The organism is Arthrobacter sp. 05T423 (assembly GCF_056396245.1).
In genome coordinates this window covers 34,856-60,238 of sequence record NZ_JBFTLC010000033.1, presented here as the reverse complement: position 1 = coordinate 60,238, position 25,383 = coordinate 34,856, and the positions used below count along the sequence as shown (strand labels likewise).

The 25,383-nt window shown below is 66.1% G+C and carries 26 protein-coding genes and 1 pseudogene; 15 read left to right on the top strand and 12 right to left on the bottom strand.

Annotation, left to right across the window (positions count from 1 at the left end; translation table 11 throughout):
- Window positions 1-571: hypothetical protein (locus AC1DFE_RS19825; protein WP_476907572.1), on the bottom strand; the 571-nt coding region annotated here is incomplete at its 3' end.
- A 603-nt stretch (window positions 572-1,174) separates the two neighbouring features.
- Between AC1DFE_RS19825 and AC1DFE_RS19820 the strand changes: the two genes are divergently transcribed.
- The 3 genes from AC1DFE_RS19820 (at window position 1,175) to AC1DFE_RS19810 (ending at window position 4,051) form a co-directional block, all read left to right on the top strand.
- The gene (locus AC1DFE_RS19820) at window positions 1,175-2,425 is read left to right on the top strand and encodes an Nramp family divalent metal transporter (RefSeq protein ID WP_476907571.1); all 1,251 of its coding nucleotides are present in this window, start codon (window positions 1,175-1,177) and stop codon (window positions 2,423-2,425) included.
- 284 nt (window positions 2,426-2,709) lie between these two features.
- On the top strand, window positions 2,710-3,540 hold the full coding sequence (locus AC1DFE_RS19815) for an oxidoreductase (RefSeq protein ID WP_476907570.1): 831 nt from the start codon (window positions 2,710-2,712) through the stop codon (window positions 3,538-3,540).
- 61 nt (window positions 3,541-3,601) lie between these two features.
- A complete protein-coding gene (locus tag AC1DFE_RS19810; RefSeq protein ID WP_476907569.1) occupies window positions 3,602-4,051 on the top strand; it encodes a hypothetical protein in 450 nt (149 codons plus the stop codon).
- 22 nt (window positions 4,052-4,073) lie between these two features.
- Here the strand turns inward: AC1DFE_RS19810 and AC1DFE_RS19805 are convergent, their stop codons facing one another.
- Together AC1DFE_RS19805 and AC1DFE_RS19800 are read right to left on the bottom strand one after the other, a co-directional pair.
- A complete protein-coding gene (locus tag AC1DFE_RS19805) occupies window positions 4,074-4,379 on the bottom strand; it encodes a hypothetical protein (RefSeq protein ID WP_476907568.1) in 306 nt (101 codons plus the stop codon).
- Between the two features lie 101 nt (window positions 4,380-4,480).
- Complete coding sequence (locus tag AC1DFE_RS19800) at window positions 4,481-5,416, bottom strand: alpha/beta fold hydrolase (protein ID WP_476907567.1); 936 nt, start codon at window positions 5,414-5,416, stop codon at window positions 4,481-4,483.
- A gap of 326 nt (window positions 5,417-5,742) precedes the next feature.
- Between AC1DFE_RS19800 and AC1DFE_RS19795 the strand changes: the two are divergent.
- The 3 genes and pseudogenes from AC1DFE_RS19795 to AC1DFE_RS19785 all read left to right on the top strand — a co-directional run.
- Window positions 5,743-6,171: pseudogene (locus AC1DFE_RS19795) on the top strand (class I SAM-dependent methyltransferase); the annotation flags it as partial.
- A gap of 69 nt (window positions 6,172-6,240) precedes the next feature.
- Window positions 6,241-6,831 carry an SRPBCC family protein gene (locus AC1DFE_RS19790; protein ID WP_476907575.1) on the top strand — a complete coding sequence of 197 codons (591 nt, stop codon included), beginning with the start codon at window positions 6,241-6,243 and terminating at the stop codon, window positions 6,829-6,831.
- Between the two features lie 97 nt (window positions 6,832-6,928).
- Window positions 6,929-7,132 carry a hypothetical protein gene (locus AC1DFE_RS19785; RefSeq protein ID WP_476907566.1) on the top strand — a complete coding sequence of 68 codons (204 nt, stop codon included), beginning with the start codon at window positions 6,929-6,931 and terminating at the stop codon, window positions 7,130-7,132.
- A 23-nt stretch (window positions 7,133-7,155) separates the two neighbouring features.
- Here AC1DFE_RS19785 and AC1DFE_RS19780 read toward each other — a convergent pair whose 3' ends face one another.
- Window positions 7,156-7,635, bottom strand: coding sequence for a MarR family winged helix-turn-helix transcriptional regulator (locus AC1DFE_RS19780; protein ID WP_476907565.1), 480 nt, complete (start codon window positions 7,633-7,635; stop codon window positions 7,156-7,158).
- A gap of 121 nt (window positions 7,636-7,756) precedes the next feature.
- Here AC1DFE_RS19780 and AC1DFE_RS19775 point away from each other — a divergent pair, with 121 nt between their 5' ends.
- The 6 genes from AC1DFE_RS19775 to menE all read left to right on the top strand — a co-directional run bounded on the left by AC1DFE_RS19775 (window position 7,757) and on the right by menE (window position 14,509).
- Window positions 7,757-8,740: an SDR family NAD(P)-dependent oxidoreductase gene (locus AC1DFE_RS19775; RefSeq protein WP_476907564.1), complete on the top strand. Its 984-nt coding sequence runs from the start codon at window positions 7,757-7,759 to the stop codon at window positions 8,738-8,740.
- Between the two features lies 1 nt (window position 8,741).
- Complete coding sequence (locus AC1DFE_RS19770) at window positions 8,742-9,635, top strand: amidohydrolase family protein (protein WP_476907563.1); 894 nt, start codon at window positions 8,742-8,744, stop codon at window positions 9,633-9,635.
- Window position 9,636: 1 nt separating this feature from the next.
- Window positions 9,637-10,896: an acyl-CoA dehydrogenase family protein gene (locus AC1DFE_RS19765; RefSeq protein ID WP_476907562.1), complete on the top strand. Its 1,260-nt coding sequence runs from the start codon at window positions 9,637-9,639 to the stop codon at window positions 10,894-10,896.
- Window positions 10,897-11,001: 105 nt separating this feature from the next.
- Complete coding sequence (locus tag AC1DFE_RS19760) at window positions 11,002-11,457, top strand: MaoC family dehydratase (RefSeq protein WP_476907561.1); 456 nt, start codon at window positions 11,002-11,004, stop codon at window positions 11,455-11,457.
- A 61-nt stretch (window positions 11,458-11,518) separates the two neighbouring features.
- Window positions 11,519-12,898: an MFS transporter gene (locus tag AC1DFE_RS19755; RefSeq protein ID WP_476907560.1), complete on the top strand. Its 1,380-nt coding sequence runs from the start codon at window positions 11,519-11,521 to the stop codon at window positions 12,896-12,898.
- A gap of 42 nt (window positions 12,899-12,940) precedes the next feature.
- The gene (gene menE / locus AC1DFE_RS19750; RefSeq protein WP_476907559.1) at window positions 12,941-14,509 is read left to right on the top strand and encodes an o-succinylbenzoate--CoA ligase; all 1,569 of its coding nucleotides are present in this window, start codon (window positions 12,941-12,943) and stop codon (window positions 14,507-14,509) included.
- Window positions 14,510-14,534: 25 nt separating this feature from the next.
- Here the strand turns inward: menE and AC1DFE_RS19745 are convergent, their stop codons facing one another.
- Both AC1DFE_RS19745 and AC1DFE_RS19740 read right to left on the bottom strand, forming a co-directional pair.
- A complete protein-coding gene (locus AC1DFE_RS19745) occupies window positions 14,535-15,779 on the bottom strand; it encodes a thiolase family protein (protein WP_476907558.1) in 1,245 nt (414 codons plus the stop codon).
- A gap of 19 nt (window positions 15,780-15,798) precedes the next feature.
- Window positions 15,799-17,220 carry a class I adenylate-forming enzyme family protein gene (locus AC1DFE_RS19740; RefSeq protein WP_476907557.1) on the bottom strand — a complete coding sequence of 474 codons (1,422 nt, stop codon included), beginning with the start codon at window positions 17,218-17,220 and terminating at the stop codon, window positions 15,799-15,801.
- Between the two features lie 60 nt (window positions 17,221-17,280).
- Between AC1DFE_RS19740 and ypfJ the strand changes: the two genes are divergently transcribed.
- Window positions 17,281-18,177: a KPN_02809 family neutral zinc metallopeptidase gene (gene ypfJ, locus AC1DFE_RS19735; RefSeq protein WP_476907556.1), complete on the top strand. Its 897-nt coding sequence runs from the start codon at window positions 17,281-17,283 to the stop codon at window positions 18,175-18,177.
- A 122-nt stretch (window positions 18,178-18,299) separates the two neighbouring features.
- Here the strand turns inward: ypfJ and AC1DFE_RS19730 are convergent, their stop codons facing one another.
- From AC1DFE_RS19730 to AC1DFE_RS19705, 6 genes are all read right to left on the bottom strand, one after another.
- Window positions 18,300-18,632, bottom strand: coding sequence for a metal-sulfur cluster assembly factor (locus tag AC1DFE_RS19730; protein WP_102973549.1), 333 nt, complete (start codon window positions 18,630-18,632; stop codon window positions 18,300-18,302).
- Window positions 18,633-18,644: 12 nt separating this feature from the next.
- Complete coding sequence (gene sufC, locus AC1DFE_RS19725; RefSeq protein ID WP_476907555.1) at window positions 18,645-19,442, bottom strand: Fe-S cluster assembly ATPase SufC; 798 nt, start codon at window positions 19,440-19,442, stop codon at window positions 18,645-18,647.
- A gap of 98 nt (window positions 19,443-19,540) precedes the next feature.
- A complete protein-coding gene (locus AC1DFE_RS19720) occupies window positions 19,541-19,900 on the bottom strand; it encodes a non-heme iron oxygenase ferredoxin subunit (RefSeq protein ID WP_476907554.1) in 360 nt (119 codons plus the stop codon).
- A gap of 54 nt (window positions 19,901-19,954) precedes the next feature.
- Complete coding sequence (sufD, locus tag AC1DFE_RS19715) at window positions 19,955-21,196, bottom strand: Fe-S cluster assembly protein SufD (RefSeq protein WP_476907553.1); 1,242 nt, start codon at window positions 21,194-21,196, stop codon at window positions 19,955-19,957.
- Window positions 21,196-22,659: a Fe-S cluster assembly protein SufB gene (sufB, locus tag AC1DFE_RS19710; RefSeq protein WP_476907552.1), complete on the bottom strand. Its 1,464-nt coding sequence runs from the start codon at window positions 22,657-22,659 to the stop codon at window positions 21,196-21,198. The genes sufD and sufB overlap by 1 nt, the downstream gene beginning before the upstream one ends.
- A complete protein-coding gene (locus AC1DFE_RS19705) occupies window positions 22,659-23,513 on the bottom strand; it encodes a helix-turn-helix transcriptional regulator (RefSeq protein ID WP_476907551.1) in 855 nt (284 codons plus the stop codon). The genes sufB and AC1DFE_RS19705 overlap by 1 nt, the downstream gene beginning before the upstream one ends.
- Window positions 23,514-23,657: 144 nt before the next feature.
- On the opposite strand from AC1DFE_RS19705, the gene AC1DFE_RS19700 reads away from it, so the two are divergent.
- Both AC1DFE_RS19700 and AC1DFE_RS19695 read left to right on the top strand, forming a co-directional pair.
- The gene (locus AC1DFE_RS19700) at window positions 23,658-24,626 is read left to right on the top strand and encodes an ABC transporter ATP-binding protein (RefSeq protein WP_476907550.1); all 969 of its coding nucleotides are present in this window, start codon (window positions 23,658-23,660) and stop codon (window positions 24,624-24,626) included.
- The gene (locus tag AC1DFE_RS19695; protein ID WP_476907549.1) at window positions 24,623-25,381 is read left to right on the top strand and encodes an ABC transporter permease; all 759 of its coding nucleotides are present in this window, start codon (window positions 24,623-24,625) and stop codon (window positions 25,379-25,381) included. Before AC1DFE_RS19700 ends, AC1DFE_RS19695 begins: the two co-directional genes overlap by 4 nt.
- The last annotated feature ends 2 nt before the right edge of the window (window positions 25,382-25,383 follow it).

The following is a 25,383-nucleotide window of genomic DNA, read 5'->3' as shown; positions in this document are numbered from 1 at the left end:
TGCTGATGTCGCGCGGCTTGCTGTCGAAAACGTTCCCGCTCTTCTGCTTGTAAGAGGTGGGGCCGGCGGGACCGAAACCGGCGGGCACGGGGTCTGCATCGTTGAAGACCGGCGTGGTGTAGCGGGGGAACTTCTGATCAGCGGCGCCGTAGGTTTCACGGCCAGCCAGGAGGTTGTTGCAGGATCCGTCGACCGTGCGGAGACCGTACGAGGTCAGCGCATCGGGGATCTGGTTGGGGCCCGTACCGATCAGGGCGCCACAGGGGCCAGTGGCGGACGTCGTGTTGGCCACATGGGCTTCAGCGATTTTGATCTGCTTGAGGATGAACGCAAGGTCGGACGCCGTGACGGTGAAGCCTTCGCCCACAGGGGCGGTCACCGCCTGGGCGGCGATGGTTGCTGACTGCCCTATGGCCGCCACCAGGGACATGACCACGCCGGCCGCGACGACGCGGTTAGGGACACCGAACAGGCGCCTCCGGCTCCCATGAGGGTGCTTCGGGCGCCGGGGCGCTCCCCGGGACGCCGTCAGATCACCTCCAGCGGTTCTGATTGAGTGGAACGCTTTCATGACGCACCTGCCTATTTTGTTGATTGAACGCTCTGATTGAACGTTGCATTGGACGGTGCAAGAGTGCGGACGTTGCCTTGCGGAAACCTTGGGCCGTTTTTGGCGAAAATGACGCCGTTCAGAGCAGCATGAGGAGATGCGCCCGGTGCTATCAGGGGCTTGCCCGCCCGGCGGCGGCCACATCCTCCCCCAGATCAGGGGGTCGACCCCGCCGGGCGGCCGCCCCGGCCGGGGCTTTCCGCAGGTGGAGCTGCCTAGGCTCGTCCCCGCCCTCAGCGCCGCCGTAGAGGCTAGGCGGCCCGGCGCCTGCACGGGCCCACGTTCGCCTGCGATTCTCAGGGAATTCCCAGTTTTTAGTAAGGCTGTCCGGAGGTTTGCTTGAGTACCTTGTCCTCAGTTGCCACACAAGTCGTGGGACTGCCGCTAGGAAGGCCCCGCACCACCTCTCCCAGGGGTGTGCGGGGCACTCTCCTCTTAGAAAAAACGAAGGGATGCCTTGTAACCACAACCGGGAACCATCCGCACGCCTAATCACTACTTTTCGGTACACCTAAATCCCGGTTATCCTCGTCTTATCAGTTCCCCCAATGACGAGGATCAACGATGGCTGTTTCGACCCTTTCAGAACGCACTGCGCCTGCACGGGTCTGGTCGCGCCTGCTGTTGCTGGGTCCGGCGTTCGTGGCGGCCATCGCCTATGTTGATCCCGGCAACGTTGCGGCGAACCTGACGGCCGGGGCGAGCTACGGCTATCTGCTGGTCTGGGTGCTGGTGGTGGCCAATGCCATGGCAGTGCTGGTGCAGTACCAGTCAGCCAAGCTGGGCCTGGCCACCGGCATGAGCCTTCCCGAAATTCTGGGCAAGCGCCTCGGGACGCGCCGCCGGCGGGCGTTCTGGGCTCAGGCTGAGATCGTCGCCGGAGCCACCGACATGGCGGAGGTGATCGGCGGAGCCGTCGCACTGAACCTGCTGTTCGGGCTTCCGTTGCTGGCCAGCGGGGTCATCATTGGCCTGGCGTCGATGTTGCTACTGTCGCTGCAGTCGAACCGGAGCCAGAAGTCATTCGAAGTGGCCATTTTGACCCTTCTTGGCGTGATCGCGGTCGGGTTTGTCTCCGGGCTGTTCGTCAGTCCGCCGGATGCGGGCAGCGCCCTGTCTGGCCTCGTCCCGCGCTTTGAGGGAACCGACACCATCCTGCTCGCCGCGAGCATGCTCGGCGCAACGGTGATGCCGCACGCCATCTACCTGCATTCCGCCCTCGCCCGGGACCGGCACGGCTTCTCCGAGAATCCCGCCGTCCGGACCCGCCTCATCCGGGCCACCCGGTTCGACGTGGCAGGTGCCCTGTTGCTGGCCGGCGTCGTTAATATCGCCATGCTGCTGCTGGCGGCCTCCAGCCTGCGCGGCGTGGAAGGGACTGACACCATCGCCGGCGCCCACGCCGCCGTGACGTCCGCCCTTGGTCCGGTGATCGGCGTCGTGTTCGCGATCGGCCTGCTTGCCTCGGGCCTGGCCTCCACCTCCGTGGGCTGCTATGCCGGCGCCACCATCATGGGCGGTCTGCTGAAGGTGCGCGTACCGCTGCTGACCCGCCGGGTGATCACCCTGATTCCGGCGCTGGTGATTCTCGGTGCGGGCATCGAACCGACGCTGGCGCTGGTCCTGAGCCAGGTGCTCCTCAGTTTCGGCATCCCCTTCGCGCTGATTCCGCTCATCCGGCTCACCGGGAAGCGCGAGGTCATGGGCATCCACACTGATTCGACTCCATTGAAGATCGCGGGCTGGACCAGCGCCACGCTCATCGTCGGCCTGAACTGCGTGCTTATCGTCCTGACCGTGCTCGGCCACTCCTGACCGTCCGGCTCGCAGGAACCTCCACGCTTGCCGTTCGCCCGGCAAGCAGGTATCCATGCTCCCACGCTAGAAGGCGCCGCCCCGGCATGGGAGGCACTGCCATTACCTGTAACATCAGTCACTCCCACGCCAGCTGAGACTGCGGTTGTCTGGATAGTTGACCCGCCGGGCCAGCGATGCTGTCGCGGGTCGCTGCTGGCCACTACGGTCGCAAGCCTTTTATTCCGGCCCGCCCGGCACCAGACTTCGTCCTGGACCCAGATAACCAACAGAAGGAAAATCCAATGACCACATGGCTTATCACTGGCTGCTCCACCGGACTCGGCCGGGCCCTCGCCCAGACCGTGCTCGCCCACGGCCACAACGCGGTCGTCACCGCACGGAACGTCAACGCGGTGAAGGACATCGCGGCCGATTTCCCCGACACCGCACTGGCCCTCCCCCTCGACGTCACCGACAAGGAGCAGATCAGCTCGGCCGTGCGCCAGGCGCAGGCCCAGTTCGGTGGCATCGACGTCCTCGTCAATAATGCCGGCTATGGCTACCGTGCCGCCGTGGAAGAAGCGGACGACGCCGACATCCGCCAGCTGTTCGACACGAACGTTTTCGGCGCCGTCGACATGATTAAAGCGGTCCTGCCGGACATGCGCGCGAGGCGTACGGGAGCCATCCTGAACATCTCCTCGATCGGGGCCCGCATCTCGCCCGCCGGTTCCGGCTACTATTCCGCCACCAAGGCGGCCCTGGAGGGCCTGTCCGGTTCGCTGCACAAGGAACTCCAGCCGCTGGGCATCAGTGTCACGGCGATCGAACCCGGCGCGTTCCGTACCGACTTCGCCGGCCGCTCGCTGACGCAATCGGCGACGGCGATTCCGGACTACGCGGAGACGGCCGGCAAGCGCCGCAAGGAGCACGACACCGTCCACGGCACGCAGCCCGGCGACCCGGGCAAGGCAGCGAAGGCGATCATCGCCGTCGTCGAAAGCCCGAACCCGCCGGCACTGCTCGTGCTCGGCCAGGACGCCTACGGTGCGTTTGCCGCCGTCGCCGATGCCCAGCGCGCCGAACTGGACCAATGGCGCGAGCTCAGCCTCAGCACGGGCATCGAGGAATAACATCCGGCCCGGCCGCCCCGGGCGGCAAAGATTGCCGGCCCCTTTGTGGAAGAATCACGGGATGGACGAACCGGAGGCCCTCCCAGTTGACTGGCCTTCGCTGATTTTCGCACTCCTCACCGATTCGGTTCTTGTCTGGGGGCCGGCAGCGGCCACGTACTTTCTTGCCCCAGCACACCAGGTCCCCGCCGCCCTCGCGCTCCTGCTGGCGTTTTGGGCCATGAACTGGGCGCTCTACTCACGCGGCATGACTCTTGGCACCTGTTTGGGCGGCTTCCGCTTGCGGACGCGCCGGCGGGAGGTGCCGGGGCGGAAATATGGCCTGCTACTTGCCACCATCAACCTTGGCTCTGTTCCGGCTGTGGCAGTCCTGGTGGCAATGAGCCATGCACCCGTATCCGATGCTTCGGGCCCGCTGGGACGATCCGACAGTTACCCGCTGCTCGGAGAGCAAATCCGCCGGCGCCGGTTCCTGCAGCCCGCCGACGACTACTGGGAGCGGTGGAGCTGACAGCTGTTGCCCCGGACGGCCGCTACTCGGCTTCGAAGCCGAGGCGATCGCGGACAAGCTTCGCCACGACGGCGGCGTGCTGCTTGTTGTCCGAGTGGCCATCCGATTTCAGCGTCGCCAGATAGGCCACGTATGCGGCGGTCCGGGCATCATAGGACGCGGCGCGCGTTTCAAGCGCGAGGGCAAGTGTGGCGTGGGCCTGGGCCAGACTGATCTGCAGTTCGGCGTTGACGTCGGCACCTGACAGCGCTGCCTCGGCGGCGGAAAGCAGGGACTGCGCGACGTCGGCGTGCTCGTTCGCGGCACGCTGGCCAAGGTCCGGCTGCATAGGCTCTCCCTCACTTCATGCGGCTCGCGACGTGCGGACGCGAGCCGTGGAGTAAGCCTAGATCACGATCGCCATTTCTGTTACGCCCCCTGTCTGTTCGCTCAGGACAGGCCAGCCGCGATTTCTTCAACGGCGTCGACAAGGACGGCCATCGATCCCGGCCCCCCGTGCCCTTCGTTCTCGACGACGGTGAGGCAGCAGCCCTCCCAGCGCCGGTGAAGCGTCCAGGGCGTGATGACGGGACCGCTCACGTCCCTGCGGCCGTGGATGAGGTAGCCGGGCATCCCCTTGAGTTGGTGGATTCTTTTCATGATGGCCTGCCCGTTGGAAAGGAAGGCATCATGGGACCAGTAGTGCGTGACGAGAATGGCGAAGGTCATACGCCTACGGCCGTCGTCGAACATCGCGCCGGGCTGCCACAGCGGATCCAGGGAGATGTGCGTCGATTCCCACCGGTCCCATGCCAGGGCTGCCGCCTCCGCGTCGGCCCGGTCCTCGCCCGCGAGTCGGCGGGCGTACGCATCCACCACCCGTTCCCCGGGCCGGCAACGGGCTTGCCTCGAGAATTCCGCCCATGCTTCCGGGAAGATCCTGCCCACGCCCTCGGTGATCCACTGAACCTCGTCACGGCTGGTTGTGGTCACGGCCATCAGGGCGACCCCATGCACCCGTTCCCGGTACTGAAGGGCGTATGCCAAGGCGAGCGTACTCCCCCAGGAAACCCCGGTGACGATCCACTTCCGAACTCCGAGATGCTGGCGCACGGCTTCGATGTCTTGGATCAGGGCCTGGGTGGTGTTTGTGGACAAAGAGCCCAGATCATCCTGAACCAGCGGCGTACTCTTCCCGCAGCCACGCTGGTGCAGGCCAATGGTCCAGAATTTTGAAGCGTCATGACGGGTTCGGTAGCCCTGGCCAGGAGAAGCTCCGGGGCCGCCGTGGAGGAAGAGCACGGGAATCCCCTCGGGGTTCCCCGACGTCTCCCAATAGATTTCTGCCCCGCTGACTTTCACCCGGCCGGCGTTGTTCCCCGTCATTCAACAAAGGCTACGAGATGGACCCTGGCAGGGGTAGGGTCGGTGCAAGCGTCAGATTTTCAATGGGGAACCGATGAGGCTCGAGGGCTGGAACGTGCGGGTGTTTTTGGCCTTGCTAGTAACCGCGGCAGTTGTCGTCGTGGCGGTGATTGTCATCGCCCGTGGGTTCTGCGCATGGTCAAGGGGCGAAGTGAAATCTGCGGTGATAGCGACGCTGCGCTTCGGCAGGGAGGCACGTGCCCTGGCACTCGGGTGCCGGCATTGACATTGTCGAATAGCGCCAGTCACCAATATGAGCCTTCCGTGCGTGCGGCCGGTAGGCTCGCATGGTGACGGACATACGGGTCCAGGAGGCCTACGCCGCTCGGGCGGCGGAATACACGGCGCTGTTTGGGTCGGCTGACGCAGCCCATGAGTCGGATCGGCTGCTTATTTCGCGCTGGGCGCAGTCACTTCGCGGTCCAGCCGTCGACGCAGGCTGCGGTCCAGGGCATTGGACGGCATATCTCGCGAACCACGGCATTGAGGTTGAGGGCACCGATCTGGTTCCTCTTTTCATTGACAAGGCGCGAACTCGGTTTCCGGGGACACGGTTTCGAGTGGCAGCACTCCGAGCGTTAGGAGTTCCGAACGGACACCTGGCAGGCATCCTCGCTTGGTATTCGTTGATCCATCTTTCGCCAGCCGAATTGCCCCTTGTTCTTGGCGAGTTTGCCCGTTGCATTAAGCCCGAAGGCAGCGTTCTTCTCGGATTCTTCGATGGTCCCGCCGGGGAACCATTCCCGCACGCGGTCACGACCGCGTACTACTGGTCCGTGGACGCAATGAGTCAGCACCTCCTCGCCGCAGGCTTTTGCGTCCAGGAAATCGATGTCCGCACTGACCCGGAAAGCCGCCCGCACGCAGCAATAGTCGCCGTCCGGACCACCCCATACGATCAGCAGGGAGACGGCGACTCCAACCTTCCCGAGAGGAGCCACTTGGCCCACGCTGAAAACGAAGTGACCATCAACAGGACCGCTTCGGAGGTGTACGCGTTTCTGGCTGACGGACTCAACAATCCAAAATGGCGCTCCGGAGTGCAATGCATTGCGCTCAAAGAAGGTACCGCCGGTGAATCGGGCGCCGTCTACAGCCAGACGCTGACCGGACCGAAGGGGCGGCCTCTGCAGGGCGACTACAAGATCACCGATGCCGAACCCGGCCGGCTCCTGGGATTTCAGGTGGTTGCCGGTCCGGCGCGCCCGGTCGGCAGGTACGCACTGGCGGAGAGCGACGACGGTACCCGGGTCCATTTCAGCCTTGACCTCAAGCTGCCTGTCCTCGTGAGGGTGCTGGACTTCCTGGTGACGAAAACCATGGAGTCCGAAGTCGCCCAGCTTCAGAACCTCAAGGAGGTCATCGAAGCCGGCTAGATCGCCGGACCGGGCACAGGCGCAGTAAGTCGAGGCGCGCCGAGGTGCCCTCACTACCAACGCCGGCATAGAGCCCAGCGCTCAGGGCCTTCAGAGGATGGTCCGGACCTCCACCCCCAACCAGGGAACTTCAAATGCCGCTGCCACGGACCAGCGGCTTGAGACCGGCCGCTGGGGATCCGTGGCCACAACCGCCAACCTGCAGCACGCCGCAACGTCACTGAACCTGGACGGCGCCAACTACATCGACTTCCGCCCGGATGAATTCATCGACCACGGGGTCTGGACGTCCCGGCGCTAAGCCGCAGTGAGGCCCCTGCTCCACTACCCGTCCAGGGCCGGCCACAGCGCCTTGCGGAGCAGGCGTTTCAGCTCGGCCACTTCCTCGCGGTCCAGCCGGTCCAGCGCCTCCGACTCGGCCCGGCGGGTCGACTTTGTGGCATCGGTGAACAGCCGCTGCCCCTCAGCGGTTGCCGTGACGATCTTGGCCCGCCGATCCTGCTTTCCGGGCGCCCTCAGCACCAGGCCCCGCTTCTCCAGGTCATCCACCAGGGAAACGATCTGGCTCGGGTCCAGGCTGAGGAAGTCAGCCATCTCGCGCTGGCTCGGTTCAAGACCGCTCGCGGCAAGGGCCAGTACTGAATACGAGCGCTCCTTGAGATCGAACTCCTCCAGCGCGCGGTTGTTAACCACCGATCCCGCGGCGTGGAGCTTGGCCAGGAGGAAGCCCGCATCGCTGCTGATGGAGGCAGGAACCAGCTTGTCCGCCGCAGGGGCGAGCTGCCCCGTCCCGGTCTCAGTCATGACCCTCCAATAGTGATCAAAAATAATTATTGACTTTTTCAACTATCCAGATTTTCATGGATACAGAACAGCATCCCATGCCGGAGCGCAGGATGCACGATCCGCTAGCAAAGGAGCAGCAATGAGCCTCTCAGGCAAAGTAGCAATCGTCACGGGCAGCGGCCGGGGGCTGGGGCTGGCCTACGCCCGCGAACTCGCCCGCCAGGGTGCCGCCGTCGTCATCAATGACGTTGACGCCGACGTCGCCGCGGAAGCAGTCCGGACCATCGAGGCCGACGGCGGCAAGGCGGCCGCCGTCGTCGCTCCCGTCGGCAGCACGGAGGTTGCGCAGCAACTGGTCCAGGCAGCGGTCGATGCGTTCGGCCGGCTCGACATCCTGGTCACCAACGCCGGCATCCTGCGGGACAAGAGCCTGCTGAAGATGACCGACGAGGACTTCGACGCCGTCATCAACGTCCACCTCCGCGGCACCTTCACCTGCGTCCGCGAGGCCTTCGCCTACTTCAAGGCAAACGGAGTTCCCGGCCGCATCATCACCATCGGCTCCCCCACCGGCCAGCGCGGCAACTTCGGCCAGACCAACTACGCCGCAGCCAAGGCAGGCATCGTCGGCATGGTCCGCACTTGGGCCCTGGAGATGAAGAAGGCCGGCGTCACCGCCAATGCCGTCATCCCAGTGGCCGCCACCGCCATGACCAAGACTGTTCCCTACTTCCAGAAGGCCGTGGAGGCCGACGAACGCGGAGAGGCTATGCCCTCCTTCTTCCGCCACGACCTCGGCTTCGGAACGGCCGACGACGTCGCCGGGCTGATTGCCTTCCTCGCCTCCGGCGAGGCCGCCGGCATCACGGGCCAGGCCATCGGCGCCGGCGGTGACCGCCTGCAGGTCTGGACGCACCCGACGGCGGCCAGCACCGAATACCGCGACGGCGGCTGGAGCTACGGGGCACTGCGCGAGGACGCCGGCACGCTCTTCAACACCGACACGCTGCAGGGCTACGGCGAGGAGTTCCTCCCACTGCCGGCAGAGCTGCAGCCCGTACCTGCCCCGACAGAACCTGTCCAGCCCGAACCTGTCCAGCCCGAACCGGCGCGGGTGCGCTGACATGGCATCCACCCGCTATGAACTGGGCATCGACGCCTCAAAGATCGACGCCGTCGACATGCACGTCCACCTCGAGGTGGACAGCTGCGGCCACGGCTCGCTGCCCGATGCCCTGACCGAAGCCTCGGCGAAGTACTTCAAGGCCGAGGACCGCACGCCGTCCCTGGACCGCATCGCGGACGTTTACCGCGAACTGAACATGGCCGCCGTCGTCTTCACTGTGGACGCCCGGACCCAGCTCAAGCACGAGCCGAACAGCATTCCCGAACTCATCGCCGGCGCCGCCCGGAACAACGACGTACTGCTACCGTTCGGCAGCGTGGACCCCCGCACCGGTGAGGACGCCATCGCGGGCGCCAAGCACCAGGCCGTCGAACTTGGCGCCCGGGGCTTCAAGTTCCACCCCAGCCTGCAGGGCTTCGACCCCTCCAACGAGCGCTTCTACCCGCTCTGGGAGACCCTGCAGGAACTCGGGTTGCCTGCCATTTTCCACACGGGACAGAACGGCATGGGCGCGGGCCTGCCCGGCGGGTACGGGATCAAGCTCGCCTACTCCAACCCGCTGCTGCTGGACGCGGTGGCGGCGGACTTCCCGGAGTTGCAGATCATCATGGCACACCCCTCGGTGCCGTGGCAGGATGAGGCCAACTCCATCGCCACGCACAAAGCCAACGTGTTCATCGACCTCTCCGGCTGGTCCCCCAAGTACTTCCCTGAATCCCTGGTGAAGGCTTCCAACTCCTACCTGCAGGACAAGGTCCTGTTCGGCACCGATTTCCCGCTCATCACGCCCCAGAAATGGCTGGGTGCCTTCGCGGACCTGCCCCTGAAGGATGAGGTCCGCCCCAAGATCCTCAAACACAACGCCCTCCGGCTTCTCGGCCTGGAGGCCTGAGATGGAAACGACGACAGCCGAACCCGCCGTGGGTGCCCAGCACCAGGCGCGCGTTGCGCACCACGGCGGGACGGCCCTGCGGGACCGGCTCTACGCTGCGGCGGACTGGTACGACGCCGAAGCACTCCTCACAGACGACGAGCGGCGGGTCCTGGCCCGGCTCCGGGACTTCCTGGACCGTGAAGCGAAACCGCTGCTGGCCGACTACTGGGAGCGCGGCGAGTTCCCGGAACAGCTGGCGCGGCCGCTGATCGACCTCGACCTCATGGAACCCGCCGACCTCACGGCTAAGGCTCCAGCCCGCGGGATCTACCAGGGCTTCCGGCTCTTCGAACTCGCCCGGACCGATGCCTCGCTGGCCACTTGGTACACCGCCCAGGCCGGCCTCTTCCGCACCGCCATCCGCGTCGGCGCCTCGCCGGAGCAGCAGCGCGAGTGGATGCCCAAAGTCATCGACTTCTCGCTCAAGGGAGTGTTCTCCCTGACCGAGCCGGAGTCCGGTTCGGACATCGCCGGCGGACTGGCCACCACCGCACGCCGGCAAAGTGACGGCAGCTGGATCATCGACGGTGCCAAGCGCTGGATCGGCGGCGCCGCCACCGCCGATGTGCTCGCCGTGTTTGCCCGCGACGTGGCCGACGGCCAGGTCAAGGCGTTCCTGGTCGGCCGGAAGGCCGAGGGCGTGACGCTGGAGAAAATCCACGGCAAGACCTCGCTGCGGATGATGCAGAACGCCCACATCACCCTCGACGGCGTGCGGGTTCCGGAGGCGATGCGACTGCACAACGTGAACTCATTCCGCGACGTCGCATCGATGCTCCGGGGCATGCGCTCGGACGTGGCCTGGATCGCCACCGGCATCCAAGCCGGGGCCTTCGAAGCAGCCCTGCGGTACGTCACCGAACGCAACCAGTTCGGCCGCCCGGTGGGCTCTTTCCAGCTGGTCCAGGAAAAACTTGCCCGGATGCTCGGCAACATCACGGCCAGCCTGTCCCTCGTGGTCCGGCTGACCGAACAGCAGGCCAGAGGCATCTACCGCGACCAGGACTCGGCCCTGGCCAAGATGCAGACCAGCCTGTTCATGCGCGACACCGTCGCCCTGGCCCGCGAAGTGGTGGGCGGCAACGGCATCACGCTCGCCGCCGACGTTGCCCGCTTCCACGCCGACGCCGAAGCCGTCTACTCCTACGAAGGCACCCACGACATCAACGCCCTCATCATTGGCCGCGCCCTCACCGGCGAAAGCGCCTTTACCCGCTAACTGAAGCACCGCCTACCCAAGACCGACGGCGGCAGCACCGCACCGCCGTCGTACTTCAGCAAACCCAAATTTCCGCAAGCAAAAGACCACCGCAGGAGGCACCACATGCCCAATCTCGTCGTCGACTTCGACAAACTGCTCACCCTCGCCGGCACCGACCTCGGCGTCACCGAGTACCGCGAAATCACCCAGGAACAGATCAACAAATTCGCCGACGCTACCGGCGACGACCAGTGGATCCATGTGGACCCCGAGCGTGCCAAGGACGGCCCTTTCGGCGCCCCGATCGCGCACGGCTTCCTCACGCTCTCCCTCATCATCCCGTTCTGGGGCGAGCTGTTCGACGTCGACGGCGTCACCACCAAGGTCAACTACGGCCTGGACAAGGTGCGGTTCACATCCCCCGTCAAGGTGGGCTCGCGGATCCGCATGCGGGCCACCATCGCCGAGGTCACCGAGGTCAAGGGCGGGGCCCAGATCAAGGTCTCCAACACGATCGAAATCGAAGGCCAGGACCGCCCCGCCGTCGTGGCCGAATTCCTCGCCCGCTTCTACAAATAGCCCGCTTGAACAAGTAAGCCGCTTCCACCTCCCCCATCCGCACGTGCAGTAAGGAACAACGATGTCCCAAACTTCGCAGCTTCAGACCATGGATGTGACCGCCCGGCGCAGGGAAGCCCGCACCGTCATCGCCTCCAGCTATCTGGGCAGCACCATCGAGTACTACGACTTCCTGCTCTACGCCACCGCCGCTGCGGTGGTCTTCCCGAAAGTCTTTTTCTCCGGGCTCGACGACTGGGTGGGCATAGTGGCCGCGTACGGCACCTTCGCCGCCGGCTACGTTGCCCGGCCCCTCGGCGGCATCATCTTCGGCCACTTCGGCGACAGGGTGGGCCGGAAGGGAATGCTGATCGTTTCCATGGCGGTCATGGGCGTGGCCTCCACCCTGATCGGCGTCATCCCAGACGCATCGGTGGCCGGGCCGTGGGGCGCCGTCCTGCTCGTGCTGCTGCGCGTCTTCCAGGGCATTGCCGTGGGCGGCGAATGGGGCGGGGCGGCCTTGATGGCCCTGGAACATTCCGAGTCAGGCCGGCGCGGCTTTGGGGCCTCCTTCGTGAACGCAGGCGCGCCCTCGGGTGCCGTACTGGGGACCCTCATCATGGGCGCCTTCGCGGCCCTGCCCACCGACCAGTTCCTCTCCTGGGGCTGGCGGGTGCCGTTCCTGCTGTCCTTCGTGCTCTTGATCGTTGGGATGTTCGTCCGGCTCAAGGTTTCCGAGAGCCCCATCTTCAAGGCGGCCATCGAGCAGGAGAAGCGCGAACGGACAGTTGAGGCCCCCAAGGAGGCAGCGACCGCTGCGGGCAGGCCCGTCCCTGCCCGCCGCGACATTCCCCTTCTGCAGGTCCTGCGCCGCCCCCGGACGCTGATCTTCACCATGCTCGCCGGAGCCGCCGGGTTTGCGCTGCAGGTGGTGATGGCGACTTTCTCGGTCACCTTCGCCGTCTCCGAGGGCGCCGACAGGCAGGGCGTGCTGTACGCCTTCGCCGCCGCCTCCCTCATCTCCATCGCGTTCGTGGTCCTCGGCGGCAGGCTGTCGGACCGGCTGGGCCGTCGCCCGGTGATGATCGGCGGGCTGGTCCTCTTCATCCTGTACCTAGTGCCGATGTTCCAGCTGCTGTCCTCCAACAACATCTTCCTGATCTTCGTGGCCTTTACCGTCGGGCTGATGATCCACTCCACCCTCTTTGGCCCCATGGCGGCGTTCGTCTCCGAGCAGTTCGCCACTGCCTCGCGCTATACAGGAGCCTCCCTGGGCTACCAGCTCGCGACGCTCCTGGGCGCCGGCTTCACCCCGGGCATCGTGGCGCAAATCTTCAAGGACTCGGGCCAGGACACCGGCTCCGTCGCCCTCTACCTGGCCGGCATGTCCGTGGTGTCCATCATCTTCATCCTGCTGACCAGGGAACCCAAGAACAACGATTTGGAGTCCGCCCGGCCCTGAGTAGCCGCACAAGGACTAGTTTGAGACAAGAAAGGATGCTCGATGGAAAATTTTGGCATCGGCTCGTGGCTGCAGCGGCGCCGCCCGAAATCCGGGGACAAGACAGCGCTCATCGCCGGAGACCGAATACTCAGCTACGAACAGTTCGCCGACCGCAGCTGCCGGCTGGCCAACGCCCTGCGGGACCGCGGCGTGGCCAGGGGCGACAGGGTGGCCTACCTCGGGGAAAACCACCCAGCCTTCCTGGAGACGCTCTTCGCCTGCGGCCAGCTGGGCGCGATCTTCGTTCCACTGAACACCCGGCTCGCACCGCCGGAACTTCGGTTCCAGCTGGACGACTGCTCCGCCGTGGCGCTGATCTACGCACGGGATCTCGGCAGCGTCGCCCAGGCGGCTGCTGCGGGGACAGCGCTCACGCAGCTCATCGCCGTCGGCGACGGCAGGGCGCCCGGCGATGGTGCAACTGCCGGCGGCAAAGCATCCGCCGAGGACTATGAAGACGTAGTCGCATCGGGCAGCTCCGGGCCCGTGGACGAGCCGGTCAGCCTGGACGACGGCGCCATGATCCTCTACACCTCAGGAACCACCGGCAACCCCAAGGGCGCACTGCTCACGCACGGGAACATCGTCTGGAACTGCATCAACGTCATCACCGATTTTGACTTCTCCTCCACCGACGTGGCGCTGATGATCTCCCCAATGTTCCATGTGGCATCGCTGGACATGGGGGTTCTGCCCACGCTGCTCAAGGGTGGGACGGTGATCCTCGAGCCCAGATTCGATCCGCAGCGGACCCTGCAGCTCATCGAACGCCACCGCGTCACCACTATCAGCGGGGTGCCCACCACGTACCAGATGCTCTGCGAGCATCCGGACTGGCCGACGTCGAACATCACCTCCCTGAACAAGCTCACCTGCGGCGGATCCGCCGTCCCTTTGCGGGTCCTGGAAGCCTACGAGGCCCGGGGACTGCGTTTCTCCAACGGCTACGGCATGACGGAAACGGCTCCTGGGGCGACCACCCTGCCCGCTTGCCGGTCCCGGGACAAGGCCGGCTCCTCCGGTCTGCCGCATTTCTTCACCGAGGTGCGGATCGCCGACCCCGCGGGCGGGCCGGTCCAGCAGGGCGCCGTGGGCGAAATCCAGATCAAGGGCCCCAACGTCATCCGCGAGTACTGGAACCGGCCGGACGCCACTGCCGGGTCCTACTCTGACGGCGGCTGGTTCAAATCCGGCGACATGGGCTACGAGGACCAGGACGGCTTTGTCTTCGTTTCCGACCGGCTCAAGGACATGATCATTTCCGGCGGAGAAAACATCTACCCGGCCGAGGTGGAGCAGGCCATCGCCGAGATCGACGCCGTCGGGAGCGTGGCGGTGATCGGTGTTCCCGACGACAAGTGGGGTGAGGTTCCGCGGGCCGTTGTTGTGGTCCGCGAAGGCGCGAGCCTCACAGAACAGCAGGTCCGGGCCCACCTTGACGGCAGGCTCGCACGCTACAAGATCCCCAAGGCGGTGGTGTTCGTCGACGACATGCCGCGCACGGCCAGTGGAAAGATCCGCAAGAAGGACCTCCGGCAGCAGCTGTTCCCGGACCCGGCAACCCTGTAGTGGTTCCTGGCTCCGTCGGTCCGGCCTACAGCCGGACGTGGCGGAACAGCGCCGCGGTACCCATGCCGCCGGCGATGCTGATCATGGCCAGGGCTAGTTTGCCTTGGTCAGGCGCCGCCGGTGCCTGCCGGGCCTGCGCCAGCAGCCGGGCGACCAGCACCGCGCCGGACGCGCCGTAGGCGTGGCCCAAAGCCAGCGCACCGCCGTCGGCGTTGGCCCGGAGCGGATCGATCCCCAGATGGTCGAGGCACGCGAGCGTCTGCGAGGCGAACGCCTCGTTGAACTCCACGAGATCCACGTCCGCCGCATCCACGGACTGCCCGGCCAGCAGGCGCGAGGCGGCGGACGCCGCCCCGATGCCGAGGAGTTGCGGTTCCACCCCGGCGGTCTCCGTGCCGAGTACGGCCAGCCCGTCGGCGGCGCCCAGTTCACGGGCCCTGGCGAGGGTGGTGACGACGACGGCGGCCGCACCGTCTGCGTCGAAGCACGAGTTTCCGGCGGTGACGGTCCCGGATTCCACGAACGCGGCGGGGAACCGCGCCATCAGGGCCGCGCTGATCTTGGGCCGGGGACCGTCGTCGGCCGCTACTGTCGCTGGAGCCGGAGCCATTCCGTGCGCCGTCGCTGTAACCGGGGCGGCGGGCAGTGCAACGGTTTCCCGGGCGAACGTGCCGCCGGCCTGCGCAGCCACCGCCCTGCGGTGGCTGCGTAGCGCAAACTCGTCCTGCCGTTCGCGGCTGATGCCGAACTCCCGGGCAACGTTCTCGGCTGCGACGCCCATGTCCGGGTCGCCGTGGCTGTGCGGCGCGAACTGGGCGCGCCTGAAAAAGGCGGGTTCGCCGTCGTCATTCCGGTGCGCGCGCAGCGGGGCGGTGCTGATGCTTTCGACGCCGCCCGCGAGGTAGGTGCCGCCGCCGGCGGCGACCAGCCGCGTTGCGAGGACGATGGCATCAAGGCCGGAGCCGCACTGCCGGTCGACGGTGAGGCCGGGAACCGTGACCGGCAGGCCGGCTTCCAGTGCCGCGAGCCGCGCGACGTTGCCGCCCGCACCCACGGCGTTGCCGATGATGACGTCTGCCACCTCGCCTGCGTCCACTCCCGCTTCGGCGAGCAGCGCCGCGAGGACCGGGGCCAGGAGTTCGTGGGAACGCAGGTGCTTCAGCGCACCGTTCGCCCGGCAGACTGGTGTGCGCAGCGCGGCGATGATCACGGGCTGCCGGTCGTCCGGTAGCCCGGTCCCCGGTAACCCGAGCCCCGCCTTGGCGGACACTACGCTCGACCCAAAGGCCCTAGACAAGGTGCCGGACCCGCCTGTCGCGCGCGGCGATCCAGTCGAGCAGGAGGCGGCGGCTGACCTTGCCGCGGTCGGTCACCGGAAGCTCATCGAGCACGTAGTACTGCAGCGGACGCTTGTCCTTGGCCAGGACGTCCGCCAGGCCTGTCTTCAGCTGGGTGGCAGTGACCCCGCCATGTGAGGGGACGATGCCGGCCACCACGCGCTGGCCACGGAGGTCATCGTCCATGCCGGCGGCAATGGCCGAGGCCACGCCCGGGACGGAGGACAGCGCCAGCTCCACCTCGTGCGGATAGACGTTCTTGCCTGCCGTGATGATCATGTCGGCGCGCCGGCCGAGGATGTGCAGCGCCCCGTCGGACAGGTACCCCTGGTCCCCCACTGTGAACCAGCCGTCGAAGCAGCGCAGGGCCTGGCTGTCGTCGCCCCAGAGGTAGCCGTTGCTGACCATGCCGCTTTGGACACTGATGTTGCCCGCGGCCCCGTCGGGGAGCTCCGCGCCGGAATCGTCCAGGATGCGCACCTCGACGCCCGGGAACGGCCGGCCGATCGCGGTGCTTCCGGCGGCGAACGGCTCCCCCGCGGCCAGTCCTGCGCCGGAGACGAAACTCAGCTCCGACGCACCGTAGTACTCGAAGATAGTGGCGTGCGGGGCCCAGCGGCGGGCCGCCTCCAGCGTACGGGCATCCAGCTTCGAGCCCGCACAGATTATGGTGCGGACGCCCGAGGCGTCCACGCAGCCCAGCAGTCCGCGTTCGCTGAGCAGCCGCAGCATGGTGGGCACCAGCACCAGCCGGGTGATGCCGTCGTGGGTGATGGCGGCGTGGACATCCCCGACGTCGAAGGACTCGAGGGTGTGGAATTCAGAGCCGGCGTAGAGGCACTCGGCCAGGGCGTACAGGTTGAGGCTCGCGGCCAGCGGCCCGGGTGCGAGGGTCTTGTCCTGCTGGCTGAGCCCAAAAAACTCCATCGAGGCGTCGAAGGACTGCTGCCAGGAGCGGCGCGAGCGGGTGAACGCTTTGGGCACGGACGTGGTGCCGGAGGTCAGGCCGATGAGGAACGAGGACGCAGGGTCCCCGTCCGCCAGTTCAATGCCGGCGCTGCCGGGCACTGGGTCAACCCCACTGCCGTTCACACGGTTGCCCAGCCGCTGGACGACCTCGTCCTGCAGCTGTTTCGGCCAGGTGGGATCCAGGACCGCACACTCGCGCTCACCGGCCACGGCGGCTGCAAAGTCGACCGCAAACCGGGTGGAATTGGGCCGGGCGAGGACCGTGACCGATGCCGTGCTGCAGGCCGCCTCGGCCTGCGCAGCGTCGCGCAGTTCGGCCCAGCTGAGCCGTTTTCCGGCCACGACGACGGCGGTGTCGTCGGGGCGTTCATCGGCCCAACGCTGAAGGTTGTTGAGAAAAGGCATCGGATCAACTTTACCGGCCTCGACCCGCCAGTGCCCTGCGGCGAAGACTATTGTGACAACATGAGTTTTAATGACGGGGTCGAGCTCGACCCATCCCAGGTGGAAGACCGGCGTGGCGGCGGAGTTGGCCGCGGCACAAAGATCGGCGGAGGCATCGGGGGCGGCGTCGTCCTGCTCCTCGCGGCCCTCTTCGGCATCAACCCGCAACTGCTCGGCGGACTCCTGGGCACCGGCACGGAACAGCCCGCCCAGAGCACGGGCACACCCCTCAGCCATTGCAAACTGGGTTCCGATGCCGACAAGGACCTCGACTGCCGGATTGCCGGGACCGTGAACAGCCTCAACGCGTTCTGGCCGGCATATCTCGCCGACTACAAGGTGAAGTACCCGCGGCCCAAGGCTGTACTGTTTCGGGGAGCCACCAGCACCGGCTGCGGCACGGCCACGTCCGAGGTGGGCCCGTTCTACTGTCCGGCAGACACCACGGCATACTTCGATCCCGGGTTCTTCCAGGACCTCGTGACGCGCTTCGGCTCGTCGGGCGGCCCCTTGGCCCAGGAATATGTGGTGGCCCACGAATTCGGCCACCACATCCAGAACATCCTCGGCGACCTGGACAAGGCGCAGCAGGATCCCCAGGGCGCGGAGTCCGGCGCCGTCCGGGTGGAGCTTCAGGCCGATTGCTATGCAGGGCTCTGGACCCGGTACGCCACCACGCAGAAGGACCCGAAGACCGGCAAGCCCTTCCTGGAGCCGCTCAAGCAGAAGGACCTGAACGACGCGCTCTCGGCTGCGTCCGCCGTCGGCGATGACCGGATCCAGAAGGCCGCCACCGGACGCGTCTCGCCCGAGGGCTGGACGCACGGGTCCAGCGCGCAGCGGCAGAAGTGGTATTACCAGGGCTACAAGACCGGCGACATCAACCAGTGCGATACGTTCAGCGCCACGACGCTGTGAACCCCCAACCGGTTCCCTAACCTCGCTCCGCTCGGCCAGGGAATCCGCAGCGGCGAAGGCCCCTGAATCAACCACGGCCGGTCACCTTCGCTGGGAAGGTGACCGGCCGCCGTCGTACTTGTTCAGATGTTGAAGCCGAGGGCCCGCATCTGGTCCTTGCCGTCGTCCGTGATCCGCTCGGGACCCCATGGCGGCATCCATACCCAGTTCAGGCGCCAGTCGTCCACTACGCCGTCCAGCGCCTTGCCGACCTGCTCCTCGAGAACGTCGGTCAGCGGGCAGGCCGCCGTGGTGAGCGTCATGTCGATGAGCAGGGCGCCGTCGTCCTCCGAGTACTTCAGGCCGTACAGCAACCCGAGGTCCACGATGTTAACCCCGAGTTCGGGGTCGATGACATCCTTGAGTGCCTCTTCGACATCCTCCAGCCCGGTGCGGGCTGCGTCGATTTCGGTCATGGCGTGTCCTAACTAGGCCTGCGCTGCGGTGGCAGCGGCAGCGATAGTGGCTGCTCCGGCGCCCGTGGCGTAGCGGTCGTAGCCTTCTTCTTCGAGGCGGTCGGCGAGCTCCGGGCCGCCTTCTTCGACAATCTGGCCGTCAACGAAGACGTGCACGAACTCAGGCTTGATGTAGCGCAGGATGCGCGTGTAGTGGGTGATGAGCATGGTGCCCATGTTGCCTTCGGCGTGGGCGCGGTTGACACCTTCGGAGACGATCTTCAGGGCGTCGACGTCCAGGCCGGAGTCGGTCTCGTCGAGCACGGCGAACTTCGGCTTGAAGAGCTCCAGCTGGAGGATCTCCACGCGCTTCTTTTCGCCGCCGGAGAAGCCTTCGTTGACGTTGCGCTGGGCGAAGTCGGCATCAATGCGCAGCTGCTGCATGGCAGCCTTGACATCCTTGGTCCAGGTTCTGAGCGCAGGTGCCGTCCCGTCGATGGCGGTCTTCGCGGTGCGCAGGAAGTTGGTCATGGTGACGCCGGGAACCTCCACCGGGTACTGCATGGCCAGGAAGAGTCCGGCGCGGGCACGCTCGTCGACGCTCATGGCCAGCACGTCTTCGCCGTCCAGCGTGATGGTTCCGCCGGTGACCTTGTAGCGCGGGTGGCCGGCAATGGTGGAGGCGAGAGTGGACTTGCCCGAGCCGTTGGGGCCCATGATGGCGTGGGTCTCACCGGTCCGGATGGTCAGGCTGACGCCCTTCAGGATCTCCTTGGTGCCCTGCTCGGTGTCGATGCTGACGTGCAGGTCCTTGATCTCAAGAGTAGACATGTGTCTTGTTCTCCTCTGCACCGTGCCGTTGCGGCTGCGGTGCGGTCTTTGGTCTGGAAGTTGTTAGGTGCTGGTACGGGCCCGGCCGGAGTGCCGGATTAGCTGAAGTTCGGCGCTTCGGCGCCGTTCAGGACGTTGGTGAAGTCCACGTAGACGTCGTCTCCCTGGATCTCCACCGCGAACACCGGAACGGGGTCGTAGGCCGGCAGCTGCAGGGGTTCGCCGGTGCGCAGATCGAACTGGGAGCCATGCCCCCAGCACTCGATGGCGCAGCCTTCCACCTCGCCTTCGGAGAGCGAGATATCGGCATGCGAGCACGTGTCACCGATCGCATGGATTTCTCCCATGGAGTCCTTGACGATCGCGACCGGGTAGTCATCGATCAGGATCCGCAAGGCCTGCTTGGGCTGGATCTCGTGTGCGCTGCAGACGAGTTCACCCTTTGGCTGTTCAGTCATCCGTTGTCCTGTGCTGTCGTTCCGGCTGGTTGGGCCGGGCCTGGTTCCGTACGGTCAGTTCTCGTTGGCGGCGAGCTCACGCTCAACAGCCTCGGTCAGGCGCTCTTCGAGTGCCGGAACCTTGATCTGCTGGAGGATCTCGTTGAGGAAGCCGCGCACGACGAGGCGCCGGGCCACGTCTTCGGGAATGCCGCGGGCCATCAGGTAGAACAGGTGCTCATCGTCGAAACGTCCGGTGGAGCTGGCGTGGCCGGCACCCTCGATGAGCCCCGTCTCGATTTCGAGGTTGGGCACGGAGTCCGCACGGCAGCCGTCGGTCAGCACCAGGTTCTGGTTCTTCTCGTACGAGTCGGTGCCCAGGGCCTGCTTCTGGATCAGCACGTCGCCCACCCAGACGGTGTGCGCGTTCTTGCCCTGCAGAGCGCCCTTGTAGAGCACGTTGGACTTGCAGTTGGCCACGTTGTGGTCAACGAATGACCGGTGCTCGAGGTGCTGGCCGGCGTCGGCGAAGTAGAGGCCCAGCAGCTCGGCCTCGGCGCCCTCACCGGAGAAGCGGACGTTGGAGTTCAGGCGCACCACGGAACCGCCGAGCGAAACGGCGATGTGCTTGTAGACGGCGTCCTTGCCCACCTGGGCGTCGTGCTGGCCCAGGTGCCGGGCGTCGGCTTCCCAGAGCTGCACGGAGATCACGGTGAGCTTGGCGCCCTCGCCGACGATGACTTCCAGGTTCCCGTTGTGGTCCGCCGCACCGGTGTGTTCCACGATCACGACGCTGCGCGAGTTGGCACCGGCTTCGATCACGAAGTGTGCGTTCGAGCGGCGGCCGGCACCTGCACCGTGGACCAGGATCCGCAGCGGCTCAGCCGGCTCTGCTTCGGCCGGAATGACCAGGTGCAGGGCCTTGTCCACATTGGCGGAAGCGACGACGGCGGCACGGTCGGCCGGCGTCAGCACGGTTCCGCGCGGGGCGGCGCCCTGTGCCAGGCTGCCTCGGACGAAGCCTTCGGGTGCTTCCACGGTGAGCGCGGCCGCTTCGCCGTCCGTTGCTTCGTCTGAGAGCAGGTTAGCCAATCCTCGGACCGGGGTGAAGCGCCATTCCTCTTCGCGGCCGGTGGGCAGCGCGAAGTCGGCGACGTCGAAGCTCGTGAGCCGTTCGGCGCGCGAGGACATGACGGTGACGCCGTGGTTGTGGCTGTGGTCAACCTTGGCGGAGACCAGCCCTTCGCCTTCCTCGGTGAAACCTGCGATGGAAGGCGCTCCGATGCGGGCCTTTTCAGTAGTAATTTCGGCAGTCATTAACCGACGGATCCTTCCATCTGGAGTTCAATGAGGCGGTTCAGCTCGAGGGCGTATTCCATCGGCAGCTCGCGGGCGATCGGCTCGATGAAGCCGCGCACGATCATGGCCATGGCTTCGTCTTCGCGCATGCCTCGGGACATGAGGTAGAAGAGCTGCTCCTCGGAAACCCGCGAGACAGTTGCCTCGTGACCCAGCTGGACGTCATCCTCGCGGATGTCGATGTACGGGTAGGTGTCCGAGCGGCTGATGGTGTCCACCAGCAGGGCGTCGCAGCGCACCGTGTTCGCGGAGTGCTTGGCACCCTCGCGGATCTGGACCAAGCCGCGGTACGCCGCGCGTCCGCCGCCGCGGGCAACGGACTTGGAGATGATGGAGCTCTTGGTGTTCGGCGCGATGTGCACCATCTTGGAGCCGGTGTCCTGGTGCTGGCCCTCGCCGGCGAACGCGATCGACAGGGTCTCGCCCTTGGCGTGCTCGCCCGTGAGGTAGACGGCCGGGTACTTCATGGTGACCTTGGAGCCGATGTTGCCATCGATCCACTCCATGGTGGCGCCTTCTTCGCAGATCGCGCGCTTGGTCACGAGGTTGTACACGTTGTTGGACCAGTTCTGGATGGTGGTGTAGCGGACGCGGGCGCCCTTCTTGACCACGATTTCCACCACGGCAGAGTGCAGCGAGTCCGACGTGTAGATCGGGGCCGTGCAGCCCTCGATGTAGTGGACGTAGGAGTCCTCGTCCGCGATGATCAGGGTGCGCTCGAACTGGCCCATGTTTTCCGTGTTGATGCGGAAGTACGCCTGCAGCGGAATGTCCACGTGGACACCCTTGGGCACGTAAACGAAGGAACCGCCGGACCATACGGACGTGTTCAGCGAGGCGAACTTGTTGTCGCCCACCGGGATGATAGTGCCGAAGTACTCCTGGAAGATTTCCGGGTGCTCGCGCAGCGCGGTGTCCGTGTCCAGGAAGATGACGCCCTGAGCTTCAAGGTCTTCGCGGATCTGGTGGTAAACCACCTCGGACTCGTACTGGGCTGCCACACCGGAGACCAGGCGGCTGCGCTCGGCTTCCGGGATGCCGAGCTTCTCGTACGTGTTGCGGATGTCCTCCGGCAGGTCCTCCCAGGTAGCGGCCTGCTTCTCGGTGGAACGCACAAAGTACTTGATGTTGTCGAAGTCGATGCCGGAGAGGTCCGCGCCCCAAGTGGGCATGGGCTTGCGGTCGAAGTACTTCAGACCCTTGAGACGCAGGTCCAGCATCCATTCCGGCTCACTCTTCTTGGCCGAGATGTCGCGGACCACGTCCTCGTTGAGGCCGCGGCGGGCGTTTGCGCCGACGTCGTTCTTGTCGGCCCAGCCGTACTCGTAGGTGCCGATGCCGTGCAGCTCGGGATTCTTTTCCAGAATCTCAGCGATCACAGCAGTTTCGGCAACCTTCTTCTCTGATAGTTGGTCCGTCATCACGGCCTTTCTTGCAGATGGTTGGATACTTCGTCCAGGTTGTCCGGAGCGTTACCGGCGGCCACGGCCACCGCCACGGCCGGACGGCCTGTAGGTATGTGGGTGGTGCAGACGTGTCCCCCGCGGGCGAGCGTGGAAAGCCTGCGGACATCGACACCGACGAGGCGCGAAAACATTTCCGTTTCCGCGTCGCAGAACACCGGAAACTGCGTGGCCAGTTGCTGGATGGGGCAGTGGCCCTGGCACAGCTGGACGCTGGACAGGGCGGCAGGCAGCGGAGCCTTGGCTTCGATGGAGGCCGTGGAGGCGACAAAGCCGTCCCGGGAGAGGGCGGCGGACAGCGCCTTCGCGCGGGCGGTGATATCGGTTCCCGCTGCTTCCACCTCGGGGGCGTAGCGGCGTTCCATCTCCGCGAAACGCTCGACGGCGAACTGGCGGACGGCTTCGTCCCCCGCCACCGCGCCGAGCTGCTTGAGCGCCAGGCTGGCAATGTTCAGATAATCGTCGCCCAGGGAGGACTGGCCCTGGGAGCTGAGGACGTAGCGGCGGGCGGGTCGGCCGGCACCGGCGCCTGCGCGGGCCACGCGCTTGACCTCGATCACGCCCGCACGGGACAGGTGGTCCAAGTGTCGGCGGACGGCGGCAGGGGTGAACCCGAGCAGGTCGCCCAGTTCCGCGGCGCTGACCGGCCCGTGTTCCAGGACGGCGCTGAGGACGCGGTCACGCGTGCGCTCATCGGCGTCGGCCGCGGCGGGCACGGAGGCCAGGGCAGCACGTTTTCCACCGCGCAGCGCAGCTGTGGGCGCGCCCTGCCCGGCCAAAGGCGCGGAGGTGGTGCTGGTCATGGAATACACAACACAATCATGTCGTAATTTATTGCTGTCTTCCAGTAAGGCAAGGCTGACCTGCGCCCGGTTGAGCTGCGCCGGGTTCGGCCGCAGTACGCCGGCAGTACGCAGGCTCACCAGTGACAGTACTACTTCACGTAGAATGCTGGGGTGCGATCCCCCAAATCCCCCGTCTTGACCATCGACGGGCTCATCAAGGACGTCGGTCCGCTTCCCACCCTCGACGGCAAGATGCTCAGGGTGGTGAGCGACGTCTCACTCGTCGCGGGCCGCGGCGAGGTCACGGCGCTGCTCGGAGCTAACGGCGCCGGCAAGACCACCACCATCGAATGCGCGCAGGGACTCCAGACGCGCACGGGCGGAACTATTACTCTGCTCGGCGCCGATCCCGGCACAGCCGGTGCGGAACTGCGCGCCCGCGTCGGCGTCATGCTCCAGGACGGCGGCCTCCCGCCGTCGGCCCGTCCCATTCCCCTGCTCCGGCACATTGCCGGCATGTACCGCAATCCCAGGCCGCTGGATGAGCTGGTGCAGCGGCTGGGCATCGACACGTTCAGCAGGACCAATGTCCGCCGGCTGTCCGGCGGACAGAAGCAGCGGCTGGCCCTCGCCGCAGCGCTGATCGGCAATCCGGAGGTCCTCTTCCTGGATGAGCCGAGCGCCGGCCTGGACCCGCAGTCCCGCCAGCTGGTCTTTGAACTGATCGCGGAACTCCGGGACAGCGGGATGGGGATCATCCTGACAACGCACCTCATGGATGACGCACAGCGGCTGGCCGATTACGTGTACATCATCGACGCCGGCAGGAATGTTGCGGAGGGCACCGTTGCTCAGTTGCTGCAGCACAACATGCCGGAGACACCCCACAGGGACCACGTCCGAACGCTGCACTTCGAGGCAGTGCCGGGACTGGACTTCACCGGCGTCCTGGCCCCCGAGGTGGAGGTCCGCGAGACCCGGTCCGGCAGCTACACAGCCACTGGGGCGCTGACCCCCGAGGACCTCGCCGCGCTGACCGCCTGGTGGGCACACCACGGCATCATGCCGGGCTCCCTGAGCATGGAGGCCCGCAGCCTCGAAGATGTATTCCTTGACATTTCCGGAAGGGAAATCCGATGACGACAGCCACGGACAGCGCTCCCGCTCCCCTGCTCCGCCGGATCCTGCTGCAGGGCAAATACGAGGCCACCACCATGCTCCGGAACGGCGAACAGCTGATCCTGGCCGTGGTCCTCCCGCTCCTTGCCCTGATCGGCCTGACCGTCACCCCGCTGCTCGACGGCATCGGCGACAGCCGGGTCAATGTCGCGGTCCCCGGCATCCTCGCACTCTGCGCCATGTCCACCGCCTTCACCGGGCAGGGCATTGCGACGGGCTTCGACCGCCGGTACGGCGTGCTGCGGTTCCTGTCCACCACGCCCCTGGGCCGCGCGGGCCTCATCGCCGGCAAGGTCCTGGCCGTCCTGGCCGTCCTGGTGATCCAGGTGGTCATCGTTGCCGCCGTCGCCCTTCCGCTGGGATGGCGGCCCAATCTGTTGGGTGTGCTGCCCGGCCTGGGACTCCTCGTTCTGGGTGCGGCCGCCTTCACCGCGCTGGGGCTTCTGGTGGCAGGAACCGTCCGGCCCGAGGCAACGCTGGCCATCACGAACCTGCTTTGGATCCTGCTGGGCGCCCTGGGCGGCATTGTGATCCCCATGCAGCGGCTGCCGGAACTCGCCCAGAACACGGTTCACCTGCTGCCGTCCGGATCCCTCGGTGAGGGGCTTCGGGACGCGTTCCTGCATGGCGTAGTGAACGGCAACGCTGTCCTTGTACTGCTGATGTGGACGGTTCTCGCCGGCGCAGCAGCCATCCGCTGGTTCAAATGGAATTGAGA